Here is a 20,102-nt window from a genome sequence, read left to right as displayed (position 1 = left end):
AAGCTCAGCGACGTGACGTCGATGCGCGCCGGGACCGCCGATGCGGCGCCCGAGCAGGTGCTGCAGCGCGTCGTGTTCCCGCGCGGCGAAGACCCGCTGGACGTGCGCCCGCTGTACATCGACGAGCCCGCGGCGCTGAACAGTTCCGCGACCGTCGTGTCGCGCCGCCGCCTGCTGGTGCCCGCGAACAGCAAGATCTCCCTGGCCTCCTACTTCAACGCCTTCCCGGCCAGCTACTGGAAGCGTTGGACCAAGGTCGACGAGGTCGTGCTGCGGCTGAAGGTCAAGGGGGCCGGTCGGCTCGACGTCTACCGCTCGAAGGCCAACGGCGACAGCGTCCACCTGCAGGGCAGCCCGGTCGACAGCCCGGACTGGACGACGCTGGAGTTCCGGGTGGCGCTGACGCCGTTCGAGGACGGCGGCTGGATCTGGTTCGACCTGTTCACCAACGACGCCTCGCTGGAGATCGACGAGGCGGCGTGGACCACCGACGTGCCGCTGCCCAAGCAGAAGGTGCTGATCGGCACCACCACGATCCGGCCCGCCGACTGCGTGCTCGCCCTGCAGACGCTGGGCGAGGACCCCGACGTGATGGCGGTCGTGGAGCGGGTCGTGGTGGCCGACCAGGGCCCGCAGAAGATCCGCGACACCGAGGGCTTCGACGAGGCCGCCCGCCGGATCGGCGACAAGCTGCACGTCATCGAGCAGGACAACCTCGGCGGCTCCGGCGGCTTCACGCGGGTCATGTACGAGGGCGTGCACAACTCGGACGCCGAGCAGGTCATGGTCATCGACGACGACATCGCGCTGGAGCCCGACGGCGTGCTCCGTGCGAACGCGTTCGCGCGCGCGGCGTCGAACCCGGTGATCGTCGGCGGGCAGATGCTCAACCTGCAGGCCCGCTCGCGGCTGCACACCATGGGCGAGGTCGTCGACCTGGCGCAGGGCGTCTGGCGGGCCGCGCCGGGCGCGGTCACCGACCACGACTTCGCCAAGAAGACGCTGCGCAAGACGGCCAAGCTGCACCAGCGCATCCACTCCACCTACAACGGCTGGTGGATGTGCCTGTTCCCGCGCGAGGTCATCGAGCGCACCGGGCTGCCGCTGCCGCTGTTCATCAAGCACGACGACTCCGAGTACTCCCTGCGCGCGGGCGGGCACGGGTTCCCGACGGTGACGCTGCCGGGCGCGGCGATCTGGCACATGCCGTGGACCGACAAGAACGACGCCACGGACTGGACCGCGTACTTCCACACCCGCAACCGGCTGATCCTGGCCGCGCTGCACAGCCCGGAGGAAGTCAAGTCCAACATCGTCAAGCAGGGCCTCAAGCTCACGCTCCGGCACCTGCTGTCGATGGAGTACTCCACGGTCGCGGTGCAGCAGAAGGCGCTCGAGGACTTCATGGCCGGCCCGGACGGGCTGTTCGAGACGCTGCGCACGGCGCTGCCGGAGGTCCGCGAGCTGCGCAAGGACTACGACGACGCCAAGACGCTGCCGTCGGCCCGCGAGTTCCCGCCTCCGTCGGCGGACCCGATCATGGCCGAGGGCCTGCTCAAGCCGCCGGTGAACCCGGCGGTGATCGCGGCCCGCGCGTCCAAGGCGCTGCTGCACAACCTCAAGGAGCCGACGAGGGAGGCCTCCGACCGGCCCCAGCTGAACGTGCCCGCTGCCGCCGCCCGGTGGTTCCTGCTGGGCAACCTGGACAGCGCGACAGTGTCGAACGCCGACGGCAGCGGCGTGGCGTTCCGGCGCCGCGACCCGGAGGAGTTCCGCCGGCTCGGCGTGCGCGCGCTGGCGAACTACAAGCGGCTGGCGCAGGAGTGGGGTCGGCTGCGGTCGGTCTACCGCGCCGCGCTGCCCGAGCTGACCAGTGCGGAGTCCTGGAAACAGGTCTTCGACAAGAAGTGACCCCGACTCACCCGGAGACGATGTGGCAGAGCTGACGACGGCGACCGCCCCCGAAGAACTCGCTGAAGAGGCATCGGCGGCGGTCACCCCCGAGACCGTCGCGCTGCGCAAGGTGCAGGGCGCGCTGGCGAAGCCGGCGGTGGTGAAGACCGCGCGGGCGATGTCGCTGTTCGGCGAGCACGCCGGCGGCTGGCTGGCCATCGGCGCGGTCGGCGCGCTGGTGGACCGCGAGCGCCGCGGCGAGTGGCTGACCGCCGCCGCCGGGGTCGCCGCCGCGCACGCGGCGTCGATCGCGGTGAAGCGTGTGGTGCGGCGCCGGCGGCCCGCCGATCCCGAGGTGCAGGTGCTCGTGGGCACGCCGAGCAAGCTGAGCTTCCCGTCCTCGCACGCGACGTCCACGACGGCCGCCGCGGTGCTCTACGGCGGGATGACGGGCAAGAAGCTGACCCCGGTGCTGGTGCCGCCGATGATGGTCAGCCGGCTTGTCCTGGGGGTTCATTATCCGAGCGATGTGGTCGCCGGCTCGGCGCTCGGCGGTGCCGTGGCGTGGGGCGTGCGGCGATTCATGAGACGGCGGAGGAACCGTGGCTGACAAGAACGAAACCGAGGTCGACACCGGGAAGCCCGATGCCTCGGCCGAGGCCGAGGCGGAAGGCAGCAACGGTGCCGCCGTCGGCGACGCGGTGCTGACCGAAACCGAGAAGCCCGGCACCGACGAGTCCGACGACGAGTCGGGTGCCGATAAGGCCGTGAAGGCCAAGCTGGCCGAGATCGAGGCGGACGCGGAAGGCACGATCGGCGCCGAGTTCGGCGACGAGGTGCTGGAGGCCGCGCCGGTGAAGTCCGACGACATCAAGGACAAGTCCTCGGACGCCTACCACGCGAAGGTGACCGCGAAGGCGGGCACCACGGCGGGCCTGGTCACCGGCCTGATCAAGGAACTGCGCCCCAAGCAGTGGGTGAAGAACGTCCTGGTGCTGGCCGTGCCGTTCGCGGCGGGCCAGATCCTCAACCCGGGCGTGCTGTGGCACTCGGTCGTCGCGTTCATCGTGTTCTCGATGGCGGCGTCCGGCATCTACTTCGTCAACGACGCGATCGACGTTGAGGCGGACCGGCAGCACCCGACCAAGCGGAACCGCCCGATCGCCGCCGGCCTGATCCCGGTGCCGATCGCGTACGCGGTGTGCGTGCTGCTGCTCGGCGGCTCGCTGCTGATCTCGGCCGTGACCAGCATGCAGCTGTTCGCGGTGATGGCGGTCTACATCGTCGTGCAGCTGGGCTACTGCTTCGGCTTGAAGCACCAGCCGGTGATCGACCTGTGCATCGTGGCGTCCGGTTTCCTGCTGCGCGCCATCGCCGGTGGTGCCGCCGCGCACCTGGTCATCACGCAGTGGTTCTACCTGATCGTGGCGTTCGGCTCGCTGTTCATGGTGTCGGGCAAGCGCTACGCCGAGGTCAAGCTGGCGTCGGAGACCGGCGCGAAGATCCGCAAGTCGCTGAAGGCCTACTCGCCGTCGTACCTGCGGTTCGTGTGGGCGATCGCGGCGGCGATCACGATCATGTGCTACGCACTGTGGGCGTACGCGATCCAGGAGGACGAGGCGTCCCGCTGGGGCCTGATCTCGATCATCCCGATGGTGATCGCGATCCTGCGGTACGCGGTGGACATCGACAAGGGCGTGGCCGGGGAGCCGGAGGAAGTGGTCCTGAAGGACAAGGTCCTGATGGTCCTCGGCGTGATCCTCGCCGGCTGCCTCTTCCTGGCGTTCTACCTGTAAGAAGACGAACACAGCGGCGCCCCCGACCGAACCAGGCCGGGGGCGCCGCTGCATTTCGGCCCAACCCGCTGACCAGGGACACCACCGGGCGAGTAGGGCACAATGACCAAGTACCGGTACCTGGCCTGAGGAGGAGGGCGCGATGAGCGCTGCGGCGTGGCCGGACCATCTACTGTCCCTGGAAGATTGGGCCGCTCTTCCCGAGGACAACAGCCATCGCGTTGAACTCGTTGAAGGGAACCTCTCTGTGACTCCTCGGCCGGTGTCCTTCCACCAGTTGGCGCTGATGGAACTCGGCTACCAATTGCGGGCGCAGCTTCCCAAGTCCTTGGTTGCGTTGGCCGAGGTTGAAGTCGTGCTGTTCGAGCACTTGGCCACTGTGCGAGTTCCTGATCTCGTCGTCGTCCCGGCCGCATTGGCCAAGGAGAATCTCGCGCGGTACCAGGCTTCGGACGTGGTGCTGGCGGTCGAGGTGATTTCGCCAGGTTCGGGAAGAATCGACCGGGTTCTGAAGTTCGCCGAATACGCGGAGGCCGGGATCCCCAATTACTGGATCGTGGATCTTGAAAGCCCGACCAGTCTGGCCGCGTACGAGCTCAAGGACGGGCGGTACCTCCTGGTCTCGGAAAGCGCGACGACCATGCATCTGGAGTCTCCGTCTCAGCTGACCGTCGATCCCGCCGCGTTGTTGCTGCGGTGAGGCGTTGGTTGTTCATTTGCTGATCACCCGGTGGGCAGGGTGCCTTCATCGTTCGGGGTAAGAGTTGTGGCGTTTCCCGAACGATGGAGGTCGTCTTGTCTGAACCCACCGGCGTCTCGCGGCGCAGCGTGTTGCTCGGCGGCACCTTGGCGGGTGCCGCCGCACTGTCCACTGTGGCCGCATTGCCGGCGGTAGCGCAGCAGGGTGCCGGCGTCGCCCGCCGGGGCGAGGTCTTCGCGCTCGGCGTCGCGTCCGGCGATCCCGCGCCCGACGGCGTCGTGCTGTGGACCCGCCTGGCGGTGAACCCGCTGGCCGAGGACGGCATGGGCGGCATGCCGGACCGGACCTTCCCGGTGCAGTGGGAGGTCGCCGAGGACGAGAGTTTCAAGCGCGTCGTGCAGCGCGGCGAGGCGCAGGCCGCGCCGGAACTGGGGCACAGCGTGCACGTCGAGCTGTCCGGGCTGCGCCCGGACCGCGAGTACTTCTACCGCTTCCGCGCCGAGGGCTCGCTCTCGCCGACCGGCCGCACCCGCACCGCGCCACTGCCGGGCGCGCTGACCAGCCTCTCCATGGCGTTCGCGTCCTGCGCGCAGTACGAGCACGGCTACTTCACCGCCTACCGGCACCTCGCCGAGGAGCACCCGGACCTGGTGCTGCACCTCGGCGACTACCAGTACGAGTACAAGGCCGGGGTCTACGTCGCGCCGAGCGGCAACCCGCGCGACCACGCCGGGCCGGAGACCGAGACGCTGGCCAACTACCGCCAGCGGCACGCCCAGTACAAGGCCGACCCGGACCTGCAGCAGGCGCACGCGGTGGCCCCGTGGGTCGTGGTGTGGGACGACCACGAGGTGGACAACAACTGGGCGGACGAGATCCCCGAGAAGCCGGAGATCCCGCAGCCCAACTTCCTGGAGCGCCGCAAGGCCGCCTTCCAGGCCTACTACGAGAACATGCCGCTGCGCCGCGCGCAGATCCCGCACGGCATCGACCTGCGGCTGCACCGTCGCGTCCAATGGGGACGGTTGGCGACGTTCCACATGCTCGACACCCGGCAGTACCGCGACGACCAGGTCGGCGGGGACAAGTTCCCGACCCAGGACCCGGCCCGGCTGGACCCGAAGCGCAGCCTCACCGGCGCCGAGCAGGAGCGCTGGCTGCTGCACGGCCTGCGCAGCTCCAACGCCAAGTGGGACGTCCTCGGCCAGCAGGTCATGTTCGCCGAGATCGACTACCTCAACGGCCCGGACAAGGCCTACAACCCGGACTCCTGGGACGGCTACGTCGGTTCGCGGACCCGCGTCATCCAGGGCTGGGAGCAGGCGAAGACCCGGAACCCGGTGGTGCTCACCGGTGACGTGCACACCAACTGGGCCAACGATGTCCACGACGGCGACAAGATCGTCGGCACGGAGCTGACGACCACGTCGATCACCAGCGGCGGCGACGGCTCGCCGAACCTGACGAACAAGGAGAAGGGCTACCTGGCGGAGAACCCGCACGTCCGCCTGTACAACAACCAGCGGGGCTACATCCGGACGAAGTTCACGGCGGGCGAGCTGCGGGCGGACTACCGAGTGGTCCCGTACGTCTCGAAGCCGGGCGCCCCGGTGGAAACCCTGGCGTCGTTCGTGGTCGAAGACGGCAAGCCCGGCCTCAACAAGGCCTGATCCGGGGGCGGCGCGCAGCTCAACCGGGCTGCGCGCCGCCTTCGTCAGCCGCGCCGGGTGGCCGCGAGCGTGCCGAGCAGGGTGAGGGCTTCGCTGCTCGGCGAGCCCGAGTCGGCGTGGTACACGACGAGCTCCTGGCCGGGGCTGGACCGGACGTCGAAGGTTTGCGTGGTCAGCGCTCCGCCGTCGCGATGCTCGAAGCGCTTGCGCTCCAATGCCTTTCCGCGGCTTCCTGCACGGGATCGCCGCCGCCCTGCCGCACTTCACGGCTCAAGGGGCGGGCCACTTCGTGACGATCGCTTCATCACCGGCGCGCTCATCGCGGTGGACGGCGCATTCACCGCGCAGTGAGCGCCCCGCCGGTTTCGCGAGAAATCGACGTTCACCGGTCGATTTCTCGCGAAACTGCGCGTCAGGCGTGGTTGAGGCCGAGGCGGCGGGTTACGTCGTGGGCCATTGCTATGGCGTAGGACTGGCCCCGGTCCTGGGGGTAGATCTGGGACATCGTCGCCAGGGTCACTCCCGGCATCTTCGTTCGGTGGCCCGGGATCAGGGAGCGGTACTGCGGCGTCACGATCGGTTGGGCGAAGCCCGCCTTGGAGAAGTGCCAGTCCAGGATCCAGGAGCGGTCGAAGTCCGGATTCAGCTTGCGCAGCCACGGGATGTAGCGCTCCAGCAGCTCGGCCGGATCGGTGGTGAACCGCCAGTCCTCGCGCGGCACGTAGTTGCCGACGTACACGACGTGCCGGCCGCCGTACTCGCCGCGGTCGACCATGTTCGTGTGCTCGACGACCGCCAGGAACGGGAACGCGGTGTCGTTGATGTTCAGCCAGTAGTGCGGGATGACGCTGCGGTCGCACTCCAGGATGAAGCAGGTCGCGCCGAGGTACTGGTTCTGCCACAGCACATCGTCGTCGTCGATGCCCGCCGCCTTCGCGAACACCGGCTGCGGGACCGTCACGATCAGCCGGTCGAATTCGTAGCTGCTGCCGTCCCGGGCGCCCACCAGCACCGTCGCGCCAGGCTGGCGGATCGTCTCGACCGGCTTGCCGAACTCGACCTTCCCGCCGCGCTCGGTCACCGCGTCCAGCAGCGCCCGGTACACCTGCTCGAAACCGCCGTGCACGTAACCGAGTTCGAACGTGCGGTAGTGGATCCGCGCCCACAGCCAGGCCATCGAGATCTGCTCCGCGTGGCCACCGAACTTGCCGGTCAGCAGCGGTTCCCAGATCTTCTCGGTGACCCGCGGCCCGGCCCAGCGGCGCATCCAGTCCAGCGCCCGCACCGAGTTGAACCGCTGTCCATCTCGGACGAACTTCAGCGCCGCCGAGGACGCCCCGAAGCGGAACCGGTCCAGCAGCGAGAACTTCGGGAACCGCAGCATCTCCTGCGGCGTGCCGAAGTCGTGCAGCTCCCCGTCGACGTACACGCCGGTGCTGGGCCGGTGGAAGCGCAGCAGGTGCCCGAGACCGAGCTCCTCGACGAGCTCGATCATCGCCCGGTCGGTCCGGAAGCTGTGGTGGTAGAAGCGTTCCAGCGGCGTCCCGCCGACCTCGATCGACGCCGCCAGCCCGCCCAGCTCCGCCGACGCTTCCAGCACCGTCACTTCGTGCCCGTCCTTCACCGCGTCGAACGCCGCGGTCAGCCCGGTCGCGCCCGCCCCGACGATGCCCACTCTCATCCGAAGCTCCACTTCTTGTTGATCGAGTACTGGAAGATCAGCACCACCGGCAGCGAACCGGCCTTGACGAGGTTCGGGTCGATGCCCAGCCAGCCGGAGAACACCTGCAGCAGCACGAAGGTCAGGGCGATCCCGGCGACGCCGACGGCGTAGAACCGCAGGAACCGCACCGCGATCCGGTCCCGCTTGCGGAAGTTGAACAGCGTGTTGAGCACGAAGTTGTTGGTGATCCCGGCCGTCGTGCTGATCGCGTTCGCGAGCTGCTCGTGCAGCCCGGCCGCGTTGAACAGCAGCAGGAACAGCAGGTAGTCCAGCAGGACTCCGCTCGCGCCGATCACCGCGTACAGCAGCAGCGACCGGCTGATCAGCCGGTCGCGGGCCGCGACGTGCTCAGTCTTCGTCATGCGATATCACGTTCCGCACGATGTAGAGGGGGCGCTGCTGCACCTCGTGGTAGATCCGGCCGACGTAGCTGCCGATGACGCCCAGCGACAGCATCTGCAGCCCGCCGAGGAACAGCATCGCGACCATCAGCATGGTCCACCCCGAGACGGTGATCGCGGGGAAGAACAGCCGCAGCGCCACCGCGTAGACGATGCCGAGCATCGCCAGGACCAGGGTGATGAAGCCGATCCGGGTGATCAGCTTGAGCGGCACCGTGGAGAAGCTGGTGACCCCGTCGGCCGCCAGCCGCAGCATCTTGCGCATCGGGTACTTGGTCTCGCCCGCCACCCGCTCGTCGCGGTCGAACAGCACCTCCCGCTGCTCGAAGCCCATCGACGCGACCATGCCGCGGATGAACCGGCTGCGCTCCCGGAAGCCCCGCAGCTCCTCGGCGGCCCGCCGGTCGAGCAGCCGGAAATCGCCGGTGTCGACCGGGATGTCCACCTCGGCGCAGCGCCGCAGCACCCGGTAGTAGGTGTGCGCGGTGGCGCGCTTGAACGGCGTGTCGCGGCGGGTGCGCCGCCGGGCGGACACGATCTCCGCGCCGTCCAGCCACGCGTCGATCAGGTCCAGGCTGACCCGCGGCGGGTCCTGGAGGTCGGTGTCCATCACGATCACCGCGTCGCCGCTCGCGTGGTCCAGCCCGGCGGTGATGGCGATCTGGTGGCCGAAGTTGCGGGCGAAGTCCATCACCCGCACCCGCGGGTCGTTCTTGGCGACGTCCTTCAGGACGCCCAGCGAACCGTCCGAGGAGCCGTCGTTGACGTAGACGAACTCGTAGTCGAACTCGGCCCGGGTGGCGGTGGCCGCGGTGAGCTCCTCGTGGAACCGCTTGATGCCCGCGACCTCGTTGTAGACCGGCAGCACGTACGAGATCAGCGGCGGCGCGCCCTCGTCGATTGCTCTCCGCTGCTGTTGCGGGACCGGAACCCGGGCCTGCTGGCGCATCGTGTCGGCCATGGTCACTCCCCTCGCCAACCCCACCGTGGAACAGGAACGCACCGCGCGCCGGGGGCGTTGCCCGGCAACGGGTAATCCACCCCGATCAGGTGTTCTCGTTCGGCGTAGTGGGGGGCTTCCGGCCTCGAACGGCCCGATTGCGGGCGCTTGGGTGGAAACGCCGTCGGGCGGCCGGATCGACGAGCAGATCGAGATCGGCACCGCTACCCCCACTGCTCCTGCGTCGATCACGGTGCGGAAACCGCCGCCAGGGTAGCGACTCCGACACCGTCCGGCGCGCCGAAACGATGCGCCCGATCGGGCGGTGTCGATACCGTTGGAGTGATCGTGAGCGGTTGCTGACCAGCCGAAACGGTCAGTGCTTTTCGAAGGGGTACGCCGGGTCGCCTTCGGCGCCGCCGATGCGCTCGCGGTGCTGCGTCGTCGCGTACGCGTCGCGTTCGACCGGGTAGCGCGCGTAGAGGAGGTGGCCCCAGGTGTTGCCGGGGGCGTCGCGCAGGCGGCTGGGCAGCTCGTAGCGCTGGGAGAGCATCGGAACCCCGGCGAACACGCCGCCGATGTCCGGGCCGAACGCCATCGAGACTTCGCCCAGGGGCGGCGTGATCAGCATTCGCGGGGTGCCTGCGACGCCGTGCGACACCCGCGGGTAGTCGGTCAGGCAGGGGAACACGAAGCTCATCGTCCAGTCGGTCAGCGCCGGTTCCCGCTCCGCGAGCGCCTGCCGCAGCGACACCACGTCCCGCACCGCCGGGCCGCTGACCGTCAACCAGCCCTGCTGGTCGGTGGTGCGGTCCTCGGCGAGCACCCGGACCCGGTCGGCCCCGGCCGGGATCTGCCCGGGTTCGACGGTGAGCAGCCGCCAGTCGCGGAAGTTCCGCCAGTCGAGCGGCCTGCCGTGGCGCGGGTCGTCGAACGGCAGCTCGGTCGGCGGCGGATCGCGCAGCTCGCGCGTCGCCACCGGCCCCGCCGCGGTGCCGAACTCCAGGGCCAGCGAGTTGCCCTGCTCGGGCCGGCCGGACACCCACACCGACAGCGTCTGATCGCCGGTGAGCCCGGGCAGGCCGAACCAGGCCGAGGTCAGCGAGCCGGTCGTCTGCGGCCCGCCCGCCGTGCTGGTCCAGGCGAACTGGCTCGCCGCCGTCGTCGCCACCTCGTTCTCGGGGGCCTTCGGGTCGTCGGGCCGCTTCGCCAGCAGCGGCTCACCGGGGTGCTCTTCGCGCAGGTCGGGCTCCTGCGGCGGCCCGCCGGTCGGCGTGAAGCCGTCGAGGTCGGCGGTGCCGGCGATCGGCGCGAGCCGCTCGGCGATCGGCAGCGCCTCGATCTCGTTCTCCAGCCCGCAGTTGCTGCCCCGGATGCTCTGCGAGTTCATCCGCGCGATGGAGAAGCGGTCGCCCATCGTCTGCGGCGCGGCGATGAACGATCCGAGCAGCACTGCCACCGACGCCAGCGCCGCCGACCCGAGCACCGACATCGGCATGACCGTCCACATGAGACCGCCAGGGCCGGGCCGCGACAGCATCGCGCGGATCCGGATGACGCAGAAGGCGAGCGCGCCGGCCGCCGCGCCGGTGGCGAGCCAGAGCGCCGGGCTGTCCAGCGGCAGACCGGGCCGGACGGGCGTGTCGGACCACGGCACCGCCAGGTCGGACTGCATCGGCCACAGGTTCGGCCCCATGAACGCCAGGGCCGCGGCCACCGACGCGGCGATCCCGCCGAACACGCCGACCAGCCGCGCTTCGCGCTTGGCCCGCTCTATCCTGCCGACCCGCCCCAGCAGCACGACGGTCACCGCGAGCAGCGCCGAGCCCACACCGGCGAGCGCCCCGAAGTGGTGGGTCCACTTCGACGGCGTCAACCACAGCGCGACCAGGACCGCGACGGCGGAGCCGAGCATCATCGGCAGGTCGGGCAGCTCGGTCCAGCGGTGCACCTGGCGCATCGCGCACGCCGCCGCGATCAGCACGGCGGCCACCACGAGGAGCACGACCAGCCGCTTGGTGGCGGTGCCCCAGATGGTCGTGCCCAGCAGGTTCGCGTACCGGTCGATCTCCTGGTACCAGCCGAGGCTCGGCCCGAACTCGTCGTGGATCGCGGTCGCGCTCCGGACGCCGTTGAGCGTCGAATCGGCGAACATCGCCACCAGGCCGACCGAGCCCGCGCAGCCGAGCAGCGCGACGCGCATGGGCAGGCCGACCCACCGGGGCAGGGCGCCGCGCTGCGCCACCACCCGCCAGATGCGCGGCGCGAACACGAGCACGGTGAGCAGTGCGCTCACGCCGGTCGGCGTGACGGCCGTGGTCAGCCCGGCGATCAGCGCGGCGACGCCCAGCCAGAAGTGCGGCGCGCGCGTCCGGCCCATCTTCAGCAGCGCCGCGACCAGCGCGGACGTGCCCAGCGCGACGAACGGCTCCGGCCGGATGCCCAGCCCGAACGGCAGCCAGCAGGCCAGGAAGAACACCGCGGTGAGCAGGTGCAGCGGCAGGCGCCGCGTGCCCCGGCACACCGGCAGGACGATGCCGCGGCTGACGACGAGCCAGGTCAGCAGCCCGGCGATCGCGCTGGGCACGCGCAGCCAGGCGGGCGTGAGGCTCTCCTCCGACACCCACCGCATCAGGTGCTGGACCAGCGTGAACGGCGTTTCGGAGGCGTTGAACCAGCGGTAGTAGTTGCCGATGTCGTCGGCGTCGGCGTAGTTGCGGACGGTCATCATCGCGAAGCCGTCGTCGTCGGTGAGCGGCCCGATCACCAGCCAGCCCGCCAGCACCACGGCGACCAGCGCGTCGACCGGCAGGAGCAGCGGCGACACGCGGATCGCGCCGAGCGCGGGCGGGGCGTGGATGAACAGCAGGACCAGCGACACGAGCGCGAGCGCCAGCGCGGTCGTGATCAGGGTCCTCTTGATGTCGGTCGGCGAGGTGTCGAACCAGGAGAAGGTGCGCGCGGTGACCGAGATCCCGGCGAGCTGCTCGGGTTCGAGGTCGGTGGCGAAGGTGAAGATCTCCGGCGCCGCCATGCCGGGCAGCACGATCGGCGCGCGGCCGCCCGGGGTCACCACGGATCGCGTCGAGTCCGCGTGGATCGACAGGTCGCAGGTGCCCGGTGGCAGCGGGATCTGGTGCTGGTCGAGGACGAGCTGCGGTTCGCCGTCGCGGGTGGTCAGGATCAGGCCATCGCGGTCGTTGCCCGGCGGCAGGGTGGTCAGCACCGTCGTGCGTCCTGGCCGGTCGAGCGCGGCGCGCAGCACCGGGCATGGCACGGACGCGTCGAACGACGCGGGCCGGTAGGGCGCGAAGAACGCCGTGGTGGACCGGGCTTCGGCGGCCGGCCAGCTCACCTCGGTGCGATCCACCCAGACGGGCGCGAACGGCAGCGCGAGCGCGCAGCCGAGCCCGACGATGCCGATGCAGCACGCCAGCAGGTGCGCCACCCACAGGACGGCGCGGGATCGCCGCGGGCGGTCGGCACCGGTTCCGTCGGTCTGCGGCTCGGCCGGCGGATCGAGCTGCGCCGGACTGCTCAAGTACTTCACCGCGCTCCTCGCAGATCGGAATCTTGCTCGCCTGCTCAATCCTGGCCAACGCTGCGCGCGACGCACGGCGACGGCGCGCCGAATTCGTCCAGCCGATTGACGATCGGGGCGCCGCGCAGGTTGCCTGCGGATGGCAACCCGTCGCCCCGCTCCGGCGTGCACGTGTCGGACAGACAGGAGCGGGGACATGGTGGGCGTTGCGGAAATTGCGGTCGTGGAGGAGCAGGGGGAGCGGACTCGGTCCGCGGGCTCGTTCTGGATGCCGCTGGTGGTCGGCGCCGTCGCGGGCGCGCTGTTCTGGGTCGTCCACAGCGCACTCATCGACGACAGCTACATCACCTTGAGCTATGCCCGGAACCTGGCTTTCCACGGCCATTGGGGGCTGATCGGCGCCGAAGTCTCGAACTCCGCGACCGCGCCGCTGAACGTGCTGGTGCTCGCCGCGATCACGGCGGTGGTGCGGCAGCCGGTCGTGGCGCTGGGCGTGGTGTTCGTGCTGGCCAACGTCCTGCTCGCGGTGTCGCTCCGCAGCGCCGCGCGGACCAGCGGACTTCCCGGTTGGACGGGCGCCGTGGGTGCGCTGCTGGTGGCGGCGAACCCGCTGGTGCTCTCGACGGTGGGCCTGGAGATGACGCTCGCCTCGGCGCTGCTCGGCGTGCTGCTGCTCGCGGCGGTGCAGCGCCGACCGGTGCGGTTCGGTGTCGCCGCCGGGCTGCTCGCGCTGACGCGGCTGGACCTCGGCGTGTTCGTGCTGGTGGTGCTGATCGGCCGGCCGGGCCTGTGGCGCGGCTGGTGGCGCTGGTTATCGGCGGCCGCGGCGATCATGGTGCCGTGGTTCGCGTTCAGCTGGCTGTACTTCGGCTCGGCCGTGCCGGACACGCTGGTGATCAAGCAGCTCCAGAAGTCCTGGGGCGACTGGGACTTCAGCAACGGCCTGGAGCTCTACCACGGCGTTTTCCCGACGGCGGTGGTGGTTTCGCTGATCCCGGCCGCGCTCGGCCTGGTGTGCTTGCCGATCGCGTGCGTGCTGCGGGCGTTCCGCCGCGCTGTATCGCTGTGGCCGTGGGCGCTGATCGGACTCGGCGCGGTCGCGCACTACTACGTCTACACGCTCATGGGCGTTCCGCCGTACCACTGGTACTACGCGCCGAGCCTGATCGGGCTGTCGTTGTTGCTGGCAGGGGGCATCGGCGCGGTCGCGGCCCGGTGGTCGTTGGCGGGGTTGGCCGGGTGCGCGGTGCTCGTGGCGCAGCTCTGGTTCGCCGGTCAGCACGGCCTGCCGTGGCGCGAGGCGGCGATCACGACGAACTGGGCGACGGCGGCCGAGTACCAGCGGATCGGCACCGAACTCGGCCGCCTCGTCGGCGACCGCACGGTCACCAGCCCGGGCGAGATCGGCGCGCTCGCGTACTACTGCGACTGCGCGATCGTCGACACCTTCTCCGACCGCGGCTACCTGGCGCCCCAGATCGAACAGCGCCTGGCCGACGCGACGCCGTTCGTCCGCGCGCTGCTGGAGTTCAACTACCGCCACTTCGTCCCGACCGAACCGCGCCCGATCGACGTGGACCTCCGCCGCGAACCCGGCCCCGGCCCGGACCCGAACCGGGACATCGGCACGACCTGGGCGGAACCGGCCCACCTGGTCCTCGAACCCCGCTGACGCCGGTCACGGGCCGTGCGTGTTTTGTGCTGCTATAGCGACACCAAACACGCACGGGTCCGGACCTGCGGAAACGTCGCGCCGTGGGCGTCGGCCGCGGGCGACGGCCATGACGTGCGGGCTCGCGCCGAGGGGTCGGTGGAAGTACGTCAGCGTGAACAGATCGCGTGCTCCGGTTGTCGGTAGCGACGCCGGCTGCGACTCTGCCAGGCTGGGTCGTGTTGATCAATTCGGCTTTGGGGGAGTTCGTGGGTTCGGGCGACGGAGTGCGCAACGATTCGGCGGCCTCGGTAGGTGGCCACAGCGTGCAGGCCGGGCACATCCACGGTGATGTGCACTTCCACCGCGGAACCGAGGACAGGTTGGTGCCGCGACAACTACCGCTCGCGGCAAGGCATTTCGTCAACCGCGCGGTGGAGCAGGACGCGCTGACCACGCTGCTCGGGGGCGCGAAGACCGGGGGATTCGTGCTGATCTCGACCGTCGACGGCATCGCCGGGGTCGGCAAGTCGACGCTGGCGGTGCACTGGGCGCACGGCATGCGGGACCGCTTCCCGGACGGCGAGCTCTACGTGAACCTCCGCGGCTTCGACCCCGCCGCCGAGCCGGTGAAGCCCACCGAAGCACTGGCGGCTTTCCTGGCGGCACTTGGTGTTTCGGGCGAGCGGATGCCGCAGGACGCCGAGGCGCGCGCCGCGCTTTTCCGCAGTCTGGTGCACGGCAAGCGCATGCTGCTCCTGCTGGACAACGCCCGCACGGCCGAACAGGTCCGCCCGCTGCTGCCGAGCAGCCCGAGCTGCCTGGTGCTGGTCACCAGTCGAAACCGGTTGCACGAACTGGTGGTCCGGGAAGGCGCGACGCGGATCGCGCTCGAAGTGCTGACCGACGACGAGGCCGGGCAACTGCTGGCCCGCTACCTCGGCGACGAGCGGGTGGCGGCAGAACCGGAAGCGGTGCGCGAACTGGTCCGGCACTGCGCCGGACTGCCGCTGGCGCTCGGCATCGCAGCGGTGCGGGCGGCCGAGAACCCGGACTTCCCGCTGGACGAACTGGTGTCGGACCTCCAAGACGAACGGGACCGCCTCGACGCCCTCGACGCGGGAGGCGTGACGGGAGTCCGAGCGGTCTTCTCCTGGTCCTACCGCTCACTCCGTCCCGAAGCGGCCCGCATGTTCCGCCTGCTCGGCCTGCCGACCGGCCCGGACATCAGCCTCGCCGCAGCGGCAGACCTGGCCGGCATGGCGCCCCGCGAAGCCCGAGCCCTCCTCGCGGAGCTCGCCCGAGCCAACCTCGTCGACCAGCACAAACCAGGCCGCTACCAATTCCACGACCTCATCCGCGCCTACGCAGCCGAATGCGCAGCGGCGGACGAAGCCCCCACGGACCGCGAAGCAGCGATCCGCCGCCTCCTCGACCACTACCTCCGCACCAGCCACGCGATCCGGCAGAGCATTCGAGAGCATGAACGGATCTTCGTTTCGGAACTGCCGTCCTCGGATGTCGAGCCCCTGAGCTTCGGCGACGAAGCACAGAGGCTCGCTTGGTTGGACGCGGAACATCCGAACATCGTTGCTGCTATTCAACAGGCGTCTCGACAGGGCTTCCCGGTCCACGCATGGAGCTTGCCGGTCTCGTTGATGTACTTCTTCCGGCTCCGAGGGCATCTGGAGGTATGGATCGACACCTTCGGGCTCGCGGTGGACGCGACGCGCCGAATCGGAGATCGGCAAGCGGAAGCACGTGCGCTGTACGGCCTTGGCATCGGTCATCACCAGATGAAGCAGTTCGACGAGGGAATGCGCTACGGAGACCTGGCGCGTGAGCTGTTCGAGCAGGTCGGTGACCGCTATGCGCTCGGATTTGCCCTGTTGGCCGGTGCCGAAGGGTATACCCGAGTCCAACGGTTCGACGAGGCGCTTGAAATGGCGCGCCGAGGACTTGAACTTCAGGACGAGGTCGGAGATCTCAACAGCCAGGGGTACGGTCACTCAAGCCTTGGCGTGGTCTACATGGGCATGCGCGAGCACGATAAGGCACGCTCGCACTTCAAGGAGGCGCTGCCCCTTTACCGAGAAGCTGGAGAACAGTTCGGCGAAGCGTATGTTCTGAACGCCCTTGCCGGTCTGGATCTTGAAGACGGCGATGTCGATTCCGCCCTGGCCACGTACCAAGAGGCCCTCCAACTGCGCCAAGCCATCGGCTACCGGCGAGGTGAAGCCCAGAGCTTGCGTGGGATGGGCGGTGCGCTCAAGGCCGCAGGCGAGCTCGATGAGGCTCACGTCTGTTGGGGGCGGGCTCTTGAGATCTTCGATGAGATCGGTGATGCCGAGGCAGGCGATGTACAGGCAGAGCTGGACCGATCTTGAGCGCAGTTTGTGCTGGTCAGGGATCGTGAGTGAAAAAGTGGGTAAGAACCCCCTTTTTCACTCACGACCTACTAGCCGCGCGTGAGGCTTGTCAGGAAGGTGTGCCACTGGTCGGGAGCGAATGTCAGGGTGCCGCCGTTGCGGTCCTTGGTGTCGCGGACTCCCACGACTTCCGGTGTCACTGCAACTTCGACGCAGGCTCCGCCGTTGCCGTTGCTGCGGCTGGATTTGCGCCACGTTGCCCGAGATAAGTCGTAGTCCTGCACTCCGTACCACTCCCTCGCTACGTGAGGTCTTTGATCACCCTTTCGAGGGTAGCGGCAGTCTCAGTTTCCTGGGAAGAGGAAACCTGGAGCTGTTTGAACACCAGCGCGTACCGCTCGATCTGTGCGGCGTTGTCCACGTAGTCGCCGCTGGTCAGCGATTCGAGGTAGACCACGGTCGCCTTTGCGGGGCGTTGGATTTCGAGAACGTAGAACGATGAGCCCATCGCGGCGTGCGCTCCTGCGCTGAAGGGGAGGACCTGGAGCGTGACGTTCGGCAGCTCTGCGACCTCAAGTAGGTGCTTGAGCTGTTCGATCATGATCTCGGCACCGCCGACCGTACGACGCAGTGCCGCCTCGTTCAGCACTACTGAGAGTTGCACCGGGTTCTTGCCGCGAATCAGAGACTTGCGCTCCGTTCGGACCGCCGCCAGTCGTTCGACTTCGTCCTCGCTCCGTTCTGGGTCTGCCGCCTGCGTGATCGCTCGCGTGTAGTTCTCGGTCTGGATGAGCCCAGGGATGAGTTCAGGCTCGTAGACCTGTATCGAGGACGAGATGCTCTCCAAAGCGACATAGCGCTGGGCCCAGTCCGGAACGCGGGCGGTGCTGCGCTTTCGGGCTTCGCGCGCGAGTTGCGCGACTGTCTCGCCGGTGGCTTCGTCGGCACCGTAGAGGTCGATCAGCAGGCGGACGTCACCGGCGCTGATCGTGGCCTTGCCGGTTTCGATCTTGCTGATGCGGGGCTTCTGGCATTCGAGGATCTCGGCTGCTGCGTCCTGCGTCTTGCCTGACTTCTCGCGCAGCTTGCGCAGTAGCTGGCCTAGCTGAAGGCGGGCGACAGGCGGGCTGGTCGTCGGCATCGGTATGCCCTTTCGGCGGCGAATTTCCTTTCAAGTAGCAATTTTTCGGCAGTTTCTCGGCAGTTGGCAACCATGATCACCCAACTGTGTAAATGCGTACGAGAAACTGCAACTTCTATTGTTGACCTAGACGGCGGCCCGTGTGAGTTGTTGCTCCCTTCCCCCGGCCGGGCCGCCGTCTTTCCCCAATTTCGTTCACATTTTCCTTGGGAGGCAACCATGTTCGGAATTTCTTCGGTCGGGCCCGTTGTCTACTGGCGGCCCCATGGGGGTCGGCGGCATGCGCTGTGGCCTCCCGAGCTGCCTCGGGCCGGGCAGACCCGCGAGACCGTCTGCGGGGGCACCATCACATTGGCCGATCCGTCCGAAGTGGACTGGCTCGATCCGACCTGCGAGTTCTGCATGGCCAAGGCGCGAGAACTTCGCGATGCTCGGGAACGGGGGCCGGAATGATCGGCGCCGTCTGGATATCCGTGGCCGCGCTCGTGGTGCTGGCCGGGCTCGGGGTCATGCCGCTGCGCGGCGGGACCGGTCAGCACGCGCACTCCGGGCCCGGCACCTTGAGCGTCTGGCAGTTGCGCCAAAACGCAGGAGAGGAGTCGGAAGACATCGCGTGGCCGGCCGAGGACCCGGATCGGGGCCGTCACCACATGCGGAACATCGACGTGCTCTGCCACCGGTTGGCCCTCGCCGTCCTGGAACGCGGGGCGGCGCGGGCACCGGTGCCGATCGATGTGCGCCCGCCGAGGCGCGTTGGATCCCCAGGGGTATTGCCTCGGCGGGCACACTGACTGCGGTCACGCTGACTGCGGACGCCCGGCTCGGGCGCCCCTGCTCAGCCCTTCGGGACGTCGACGACCGCGCCGGAGTCGCGGTGCCACTCGATGAAGCCGTGCTCGAAATCGCTCGCCCGGCCCTTCGGGACGTCGTGCTCGCCCGTCACCGGGTAGCCCAGGTACGAGCGCTCCCAGCCGAGCTGCGACCAGCGGGCGCGGATGCCGCCGTACACCTCGTGCGCGCCGGTCTGCGGCGTCCAGTAGATCGACGCCCCGCCGGTGCCGGTGAAGTGGTTGAAGCGGCCCCGCCCGTCGGGCGTGCCGAGCTCATCGGTGGTCGGGTAGCCGAGCACGCCCGCCGGGCCGCTCAGCTCGATGTAGCGCTGCGCGATCACGCCCTGCACCGAGTGCGCGCCGGTCTGCGGGCTCCACACGATCCCGGCCGGGAAGCGGCCGTCGCCGTTGAACCGGTTGTAGCGCCCCACACCGTCCGGTGTGGACAGTTCGTCGGTGACCGGGAAGCCCAGCGGGCCGCGCTCCCAGCCGGTGGCCGCCCACTTCTCCCGGATCGCGCCCTGCACCGCGTTCGCGCCGGACGGCTGCGTCCAGTAGATCGACGCGTTCTCGTGCTGGGCGTTCGGCGTGAGGAAGTGGTTGTAGGCGCCGAAACCGTCCGGGGTGAGCCGCGTGTCGGTCGCCGGGTAGCCGAAGCGGGCGTCCTCGCCGAGCTCGCGGAAGTGCTCCAGGATCGGGCCGGTGACCAGGTGCCCGCCGGTGCGCGTCGACCAGTAGATGGCCGAGTGGATCACGCCGTCGCGGGTCAGGAAGTCGCTGTACCGGCCGCCCCCGCTGCTGGCCAGCTCGTCGGTGATCGGCACGCCCAGCCTGTCGTGCCCGCCGCGCTCCAGGAACCCCAGATAGATCATCCCGCGCACGACGGTCACGTCGGTGTCGGGAGTCCAGTAGAAGCGGGCGTGCTCGAAGTCCTGCCAGCGCAGGCCCTCGTCCTCGACGACCTCCTGCCCGGTGGGCGCGCCGACCTGCGCCTTCTCCTCGGCGGACATCGATTCGTAGCGCTGCTGGATCGCGCCCTCGCCCGGATCGGCCTCACCCGGCGCCGATGTCGTCGGCTCAGCAGGAGCCGATGTCGTCGGTTCGACGGGCGCTGATGTCGTCGGTTCGACCGGCGCTGATGTCGTCGGTTCGACCGGCGCCGAGGTGGTCGGTTCGCTCGGGATCTCGGCGGACGTGCTCGGCGCCGAGGTCGTCGGTTCGGTCTGTGCGACCGCCGGTGCGGCGGTGGCCAGCCCGATGATCGCTGCGGTGGCGGTCACGGCCGCCACGAGTCGTTTGACGTTCACTCGCAACCCTTTCGGTCAGGTCATCTGGTGATCGCCGGAAGACCCCCGCAGGTTGCCCGGGCTCGATGTTTTCCCCTGAACGGACCGACGGGCGGGAACAGAGCGTTCCGTGGGTCCTCCAGGCGTAATGGGCAGGTGGA

16 protein-coding genes and 2 pseudogenes are annotated in these 20,102 nt (G+C 69.2%); 10 read left to right on the top strand and 8 right to left on the bottom strand.

Translation table 11 applies throughout. The annotated features are described in order from the left end of the window. Positions 1 to 21: 21 nt before the first annotated feature. From BLW84_RS01940 to BLW84_RS01920, 5 genes are all read left to right on the top strand, one after another. Positions 22 to 1,911, top strand: coding sequence for a glycosyltransferase (locus BLW84_RS01940; RefSeq protein WP_177226251.1), 1,890 nt, complete (start codon positions 22 to 24; stop codon positions 1,909 to 1,911). Between the two features lie 22 nt (positions 1,912 to 1,933). Beyond that, positions 1,934 to 2,503, top strand: coding sequence for a phosphatase PAP2 family protein (locus BLW84_RS01935; RefSeq protein ID WP_177226219.1), 570 nt, complete (start codon positions 1,934 to 1,936; stop codon positions 2,501 to 2,503). Beyond that, on the top strand, positions 2,496 to 3,689 hold the full coding sequence (locus BLW84_RS01930) for a decaprenyl-phosphate phosphoribosyltransferase (protein WP_245760873.1): 1,194 nt from the start codon (positions 2,496 to 2,498) through the stop codon (positions 3,687 to 3,689). The genes BLW84_RS01935 and BLW84_RS01930 overlap by 8 nt, the downstream gene beginning before the upstream one ends. 142 nt (positions 3,690 to 3,831) lie before the next feature. After that, complete coding sequence (locus BLW84_RS01925) at positions 3,832 to 4,389, top strand: Uma2 family endonuclease (RefSeq protein ID WP_093260601.1); 558 nt, start codon at positions 3,832 to 3,834, stop codon at positions 4,387 to 4,389. 83 nt (positions 4,390 to 4,472) lie between these two features. After that, positions 4,473 to 6,059, top strand: coding sequence for an alkaline phosphatase D family protein (locus BLW84_RS01920; protein WP_177226218.1), 1,587 nt, complete (start codon positions 4,473 to 4,475; stop codon positions 6,057 to 6,059). A 44-nt stretch (positions 6,060 to 6,103) separates the two neighbouring features. Here the strand turns inward: BLW84_RS01920 and BLW84_RS01915 are convergent. Beyond that, positions 6,104 to 6,289 (bottom strand): annotated as a pseudogene (locus tag BLW84_RS01915) (MmyB family transcriptional regulator); the annotation flags it as partial. On the opposite strand from BLW84_RS01915, the pseudogene BLW84_RS48840 reads away from it, so the two are divergent. Beyond that, positions 6,283 to 6,372: pseudogene (locus tag BLW84_RS48840) on the top strand (oxidoreductase); the annotation flags it as partial. The pseudogenes BLW84_RS01915 and BLW84_RS48840 sit on opposite strands and share 7 nt — an antisense overlap. A 99-nt stretch (positions 6,373 to 6,471) precedes the next feature. Here the strand turns inward: BLW84_RS48840 and BLW84_RS01910 are convergent. From BLW84_RS01910 to BLW84_RS01895, 4 genes are all read right to left on the bottom strand, one after another. Further along, entirely contained in the window at positions 6,472 to 7,740 is a 1,269-nt protein-coding gene (locus BLW84_RS01910; RefSeq protein WP_093260599.1) for an NAD(P)/FAD-dependent oxidoreductase, read from the bottom strand. Continuing rightward, positions 7,737 to 8,144 carry a GtrA family protein gene (locus BLW84_RS01905; protein WP_093260597.1) on the bottom strand — a complete coding sequence of 136 codons (408 nt, stop codon included), beginning with the start codon at positions 8,142 to 8,144 and terminating at the stop codon, positions 7,737 to 7,739. The genes BLW84_RS01910 and BLW84_RS01905 overlap by 4 nt, the downstream gene beginning before the upstream one ends. Continuing rightward, a complete protein-coding gene (locus BLW84_RS01900; RefSeq protein ID WP_093260595.1) occupies positions 8,131 to 9,144 on the bottom strand; it encodes a glycosyltransferase family 2 protein in 1,014 nt (337 codons plus the stop codon). The genes BLW84_RS01905 and BLW84_RS01900 overlap by 14 nt, the downstream gene beginning before the upstream one ends. Before the next feature lie 355 nt (positions 9,145 to 9,499). Next, positions 9,500 to 12,673: an arabinosyltransferase domain-containing protein gene (locus BLW84_RS01895; RefSeq protein ID WP_093260593.1), complete on the bottom strand. Its 3,174-nt coding sequence runs from the start codon at positions 12,671 to 12,673 to the stop codon at positions 9,500 to 9,502. Positions 12,674 to 12,860: 187 nt separating this feature from the next. On the opposite strand from BLW84_RS01895, the gene BLW84_RS01890 reads away from it, so the two are divergent. Together BLW84_RS01890 and BLW84_RS01885 are read left to right on the top strand one after the other, a co-directional pair. Next, a complete protein-coding gene (locus BLW84_RS01890) occupies positions 12,861 to 14,336 on the top strand; it encodes a hypothetical protein (RefSeq protein WP_245760872.1) in 1,476 nt (491 codons plus the stop codon). Between the two features lie 248 nt (positions 14,337 to 14,584). Continuing rightward, positions 14,585 to 16,702 carry an ATP-binding protein gene (locus BLW84_RS01885; protein WP_177226216.1) on the top strand — a complete coding sequence of 706 codons (2,118 nt, stop codon included), beginning with the start codon at positions 14,585 to 14,587 and terminating at the stop codon, positions 16,700 to 16,702. Between the two features lie 71 nt (positions 16,703 to 16,773). Here the strand turns inward: BLW84_RS01885 and BLW84_RS01880 are convergent, their stop codons facing one another. Continuing rightward, the gene (locus BLW84_RS01880; RefSeq protein WP_093260590.1) at positions 16,774 to 16,968 is read right to left on the bottom strand and encodes a DUF397 domain-containing protein; all 195 of its coding nucleotides are present in this window, start codon (positions 16,966 to 16,968) and stop codon (positions 16,774 to 16,776) included. A gap of 17 nt (positions 16,969 to 16,985) precedes the next feature. Then, a complete protein-coding gene (locus tag BLW84_RS01875) occupies positions 16,986 to 17,825 on the bottom strand; it encodes a helix-turn-helix domain-containing protein (protein WP_093260588.1) in 840 nt (279 codons plus the stop codon). 72 nt (positions 17,826 to 17,897) lie between these two features. On the opposite strand from BLW84_RS01875, the gene BLW84_RS50255 reads away from it, so the two are divergent. Both BLW84_RS50255 and BLW84_RS01870 read left to right on the top strand, forming a co-directional pair. Further along, positions 17,898 to 18,278, top strand: coding sequence for an HC3 family zinc finger protein (locus BLW84_RS50255; RefSeq protein ID WP_425441662.1), 381 nt, complete (start codon positions 17,898 to 17,900; stop codon positions 18,276 to 18,278). After that, the gene (locus BLW84_RS01870; RefSeq protein WP_093260586.1) at positions 18,275 to 18,616 is read left to right on the top strand and encodes a hypothetical protein; all 342 of its coding nucleotides are present in this window, start codon (positions 18,275 to 18,277) and stop codon (positions 18,614 to 18,616) included. The genes BLW84_RS50255 and BLW84_RS01870 overlap by 4 nt, the downstream gene beginning before the upstream one ends. A 44-nt stretch (positions 18,617 to 18,660) precedes the next feature. Here BLW84_RS01870 and BLW84_RS01865 read toward each other — a convergent pair whose 3' ends face one another. Then, positions 18,661 to 19,962, bottom strand: coding sequence for a hypothetical protein (locus BLW84_RS01865; protein ID WP_093260584.1), 1,302 nt, complete (start codon positions 19,960 to 19,962; stop codon positions 18,661 to 18,663). Positions 19,963 to 20,102 lie beyond the last annotated feature (140 nt).

This window comes from Saccharopolyspora shandongensis (assembly GCF_900106995.1).
GTDB classification, from domain to species: domain Bacteria; phylum Actinomycetota; class Actinomycetes; order Mycobacteriales; family Pseudonocardiaceae; genus Saccharopolyspora; species Saccharopolyspora shandongensis.
Note: the sequence above shows the minus strand (reverse complement) of the source record. Positions and strands in the feature narration are given on the sequence as shown.

Bases quoted from the DNA above. Each gene is read 5' to 3' on its own strand.
- BLW84_RS01890 (WP_245760872.1), top strand. From the start codon at position 12,861: ATGGTGGGCGTTGCGGAAATTGCGGTCGTGGAGGAGCAGGGGGAGCGG.
- BLW84_RS01905 (WP_093260597.1), bottom strand. From the start codon at position 8,144: ATGACGAAGACTGAGCACGTCGCGGCCCGCGACCGGCTGATCAGCCGG.
- BLW84_RS01870 (WP_093260586.1), top strand. From the start codon at position 18,275: ATGATCGGCGCCGTCTGGATATCCGTGGCCGCGCTCGTGGTGCTGGCC.
- BLW84_RS01940 (WP_177226251.1), top strand. From the start codon at position 22: ATGCGCGCCGGGACCGCCGATGCGGCGCCCGAGCAGGTGCTGCAGCGC.
- BLW84_RS01900 (WP_093260595.1), bottom strand. From the start codon at position 9,144: ATGGCCGACACGATGCGCCAGCAGGCCCGGGTTCCGGTCCCGCAACAG.
- BLW84_RS01920 (WP_177226218.1), top strand. From the start codon at position 4,473: ATGGAGGTCGTCTTGTCTGAACCCACCGGCGTCTCGCGGCGCAGCGTG.
- BLW84_RS01925 (WP_093260601.1), top strand. From the start codon at position 3,832: ATGAGCGCTGCGGCGTGGCCGGACCATCTACTGTCCCTGGAAGATTGG.
- BLW84_RS50255 (WP_425441662.1), top strand. From the start codon at position 17,898: ATGATCACCCAACTGTGTAAATGCGTACGAGAAACTGCAACTTCTATT.
- BLW84_RS01875 (WP_093260588.1), bottom strand. From the start codon at position 17,825: ATGCCGACGACCAGCCCGCCTGTCGCCCGCCTTCAGCTAGGCCAGCTA.
- BLW84_RS01910 (WP_093260599.1), bottom strand. From the start codon at position 7,740: ATGAGAGTGGGCATCGTCGGGGCGGGCGCGACCGGGCTGACCGCGGCG.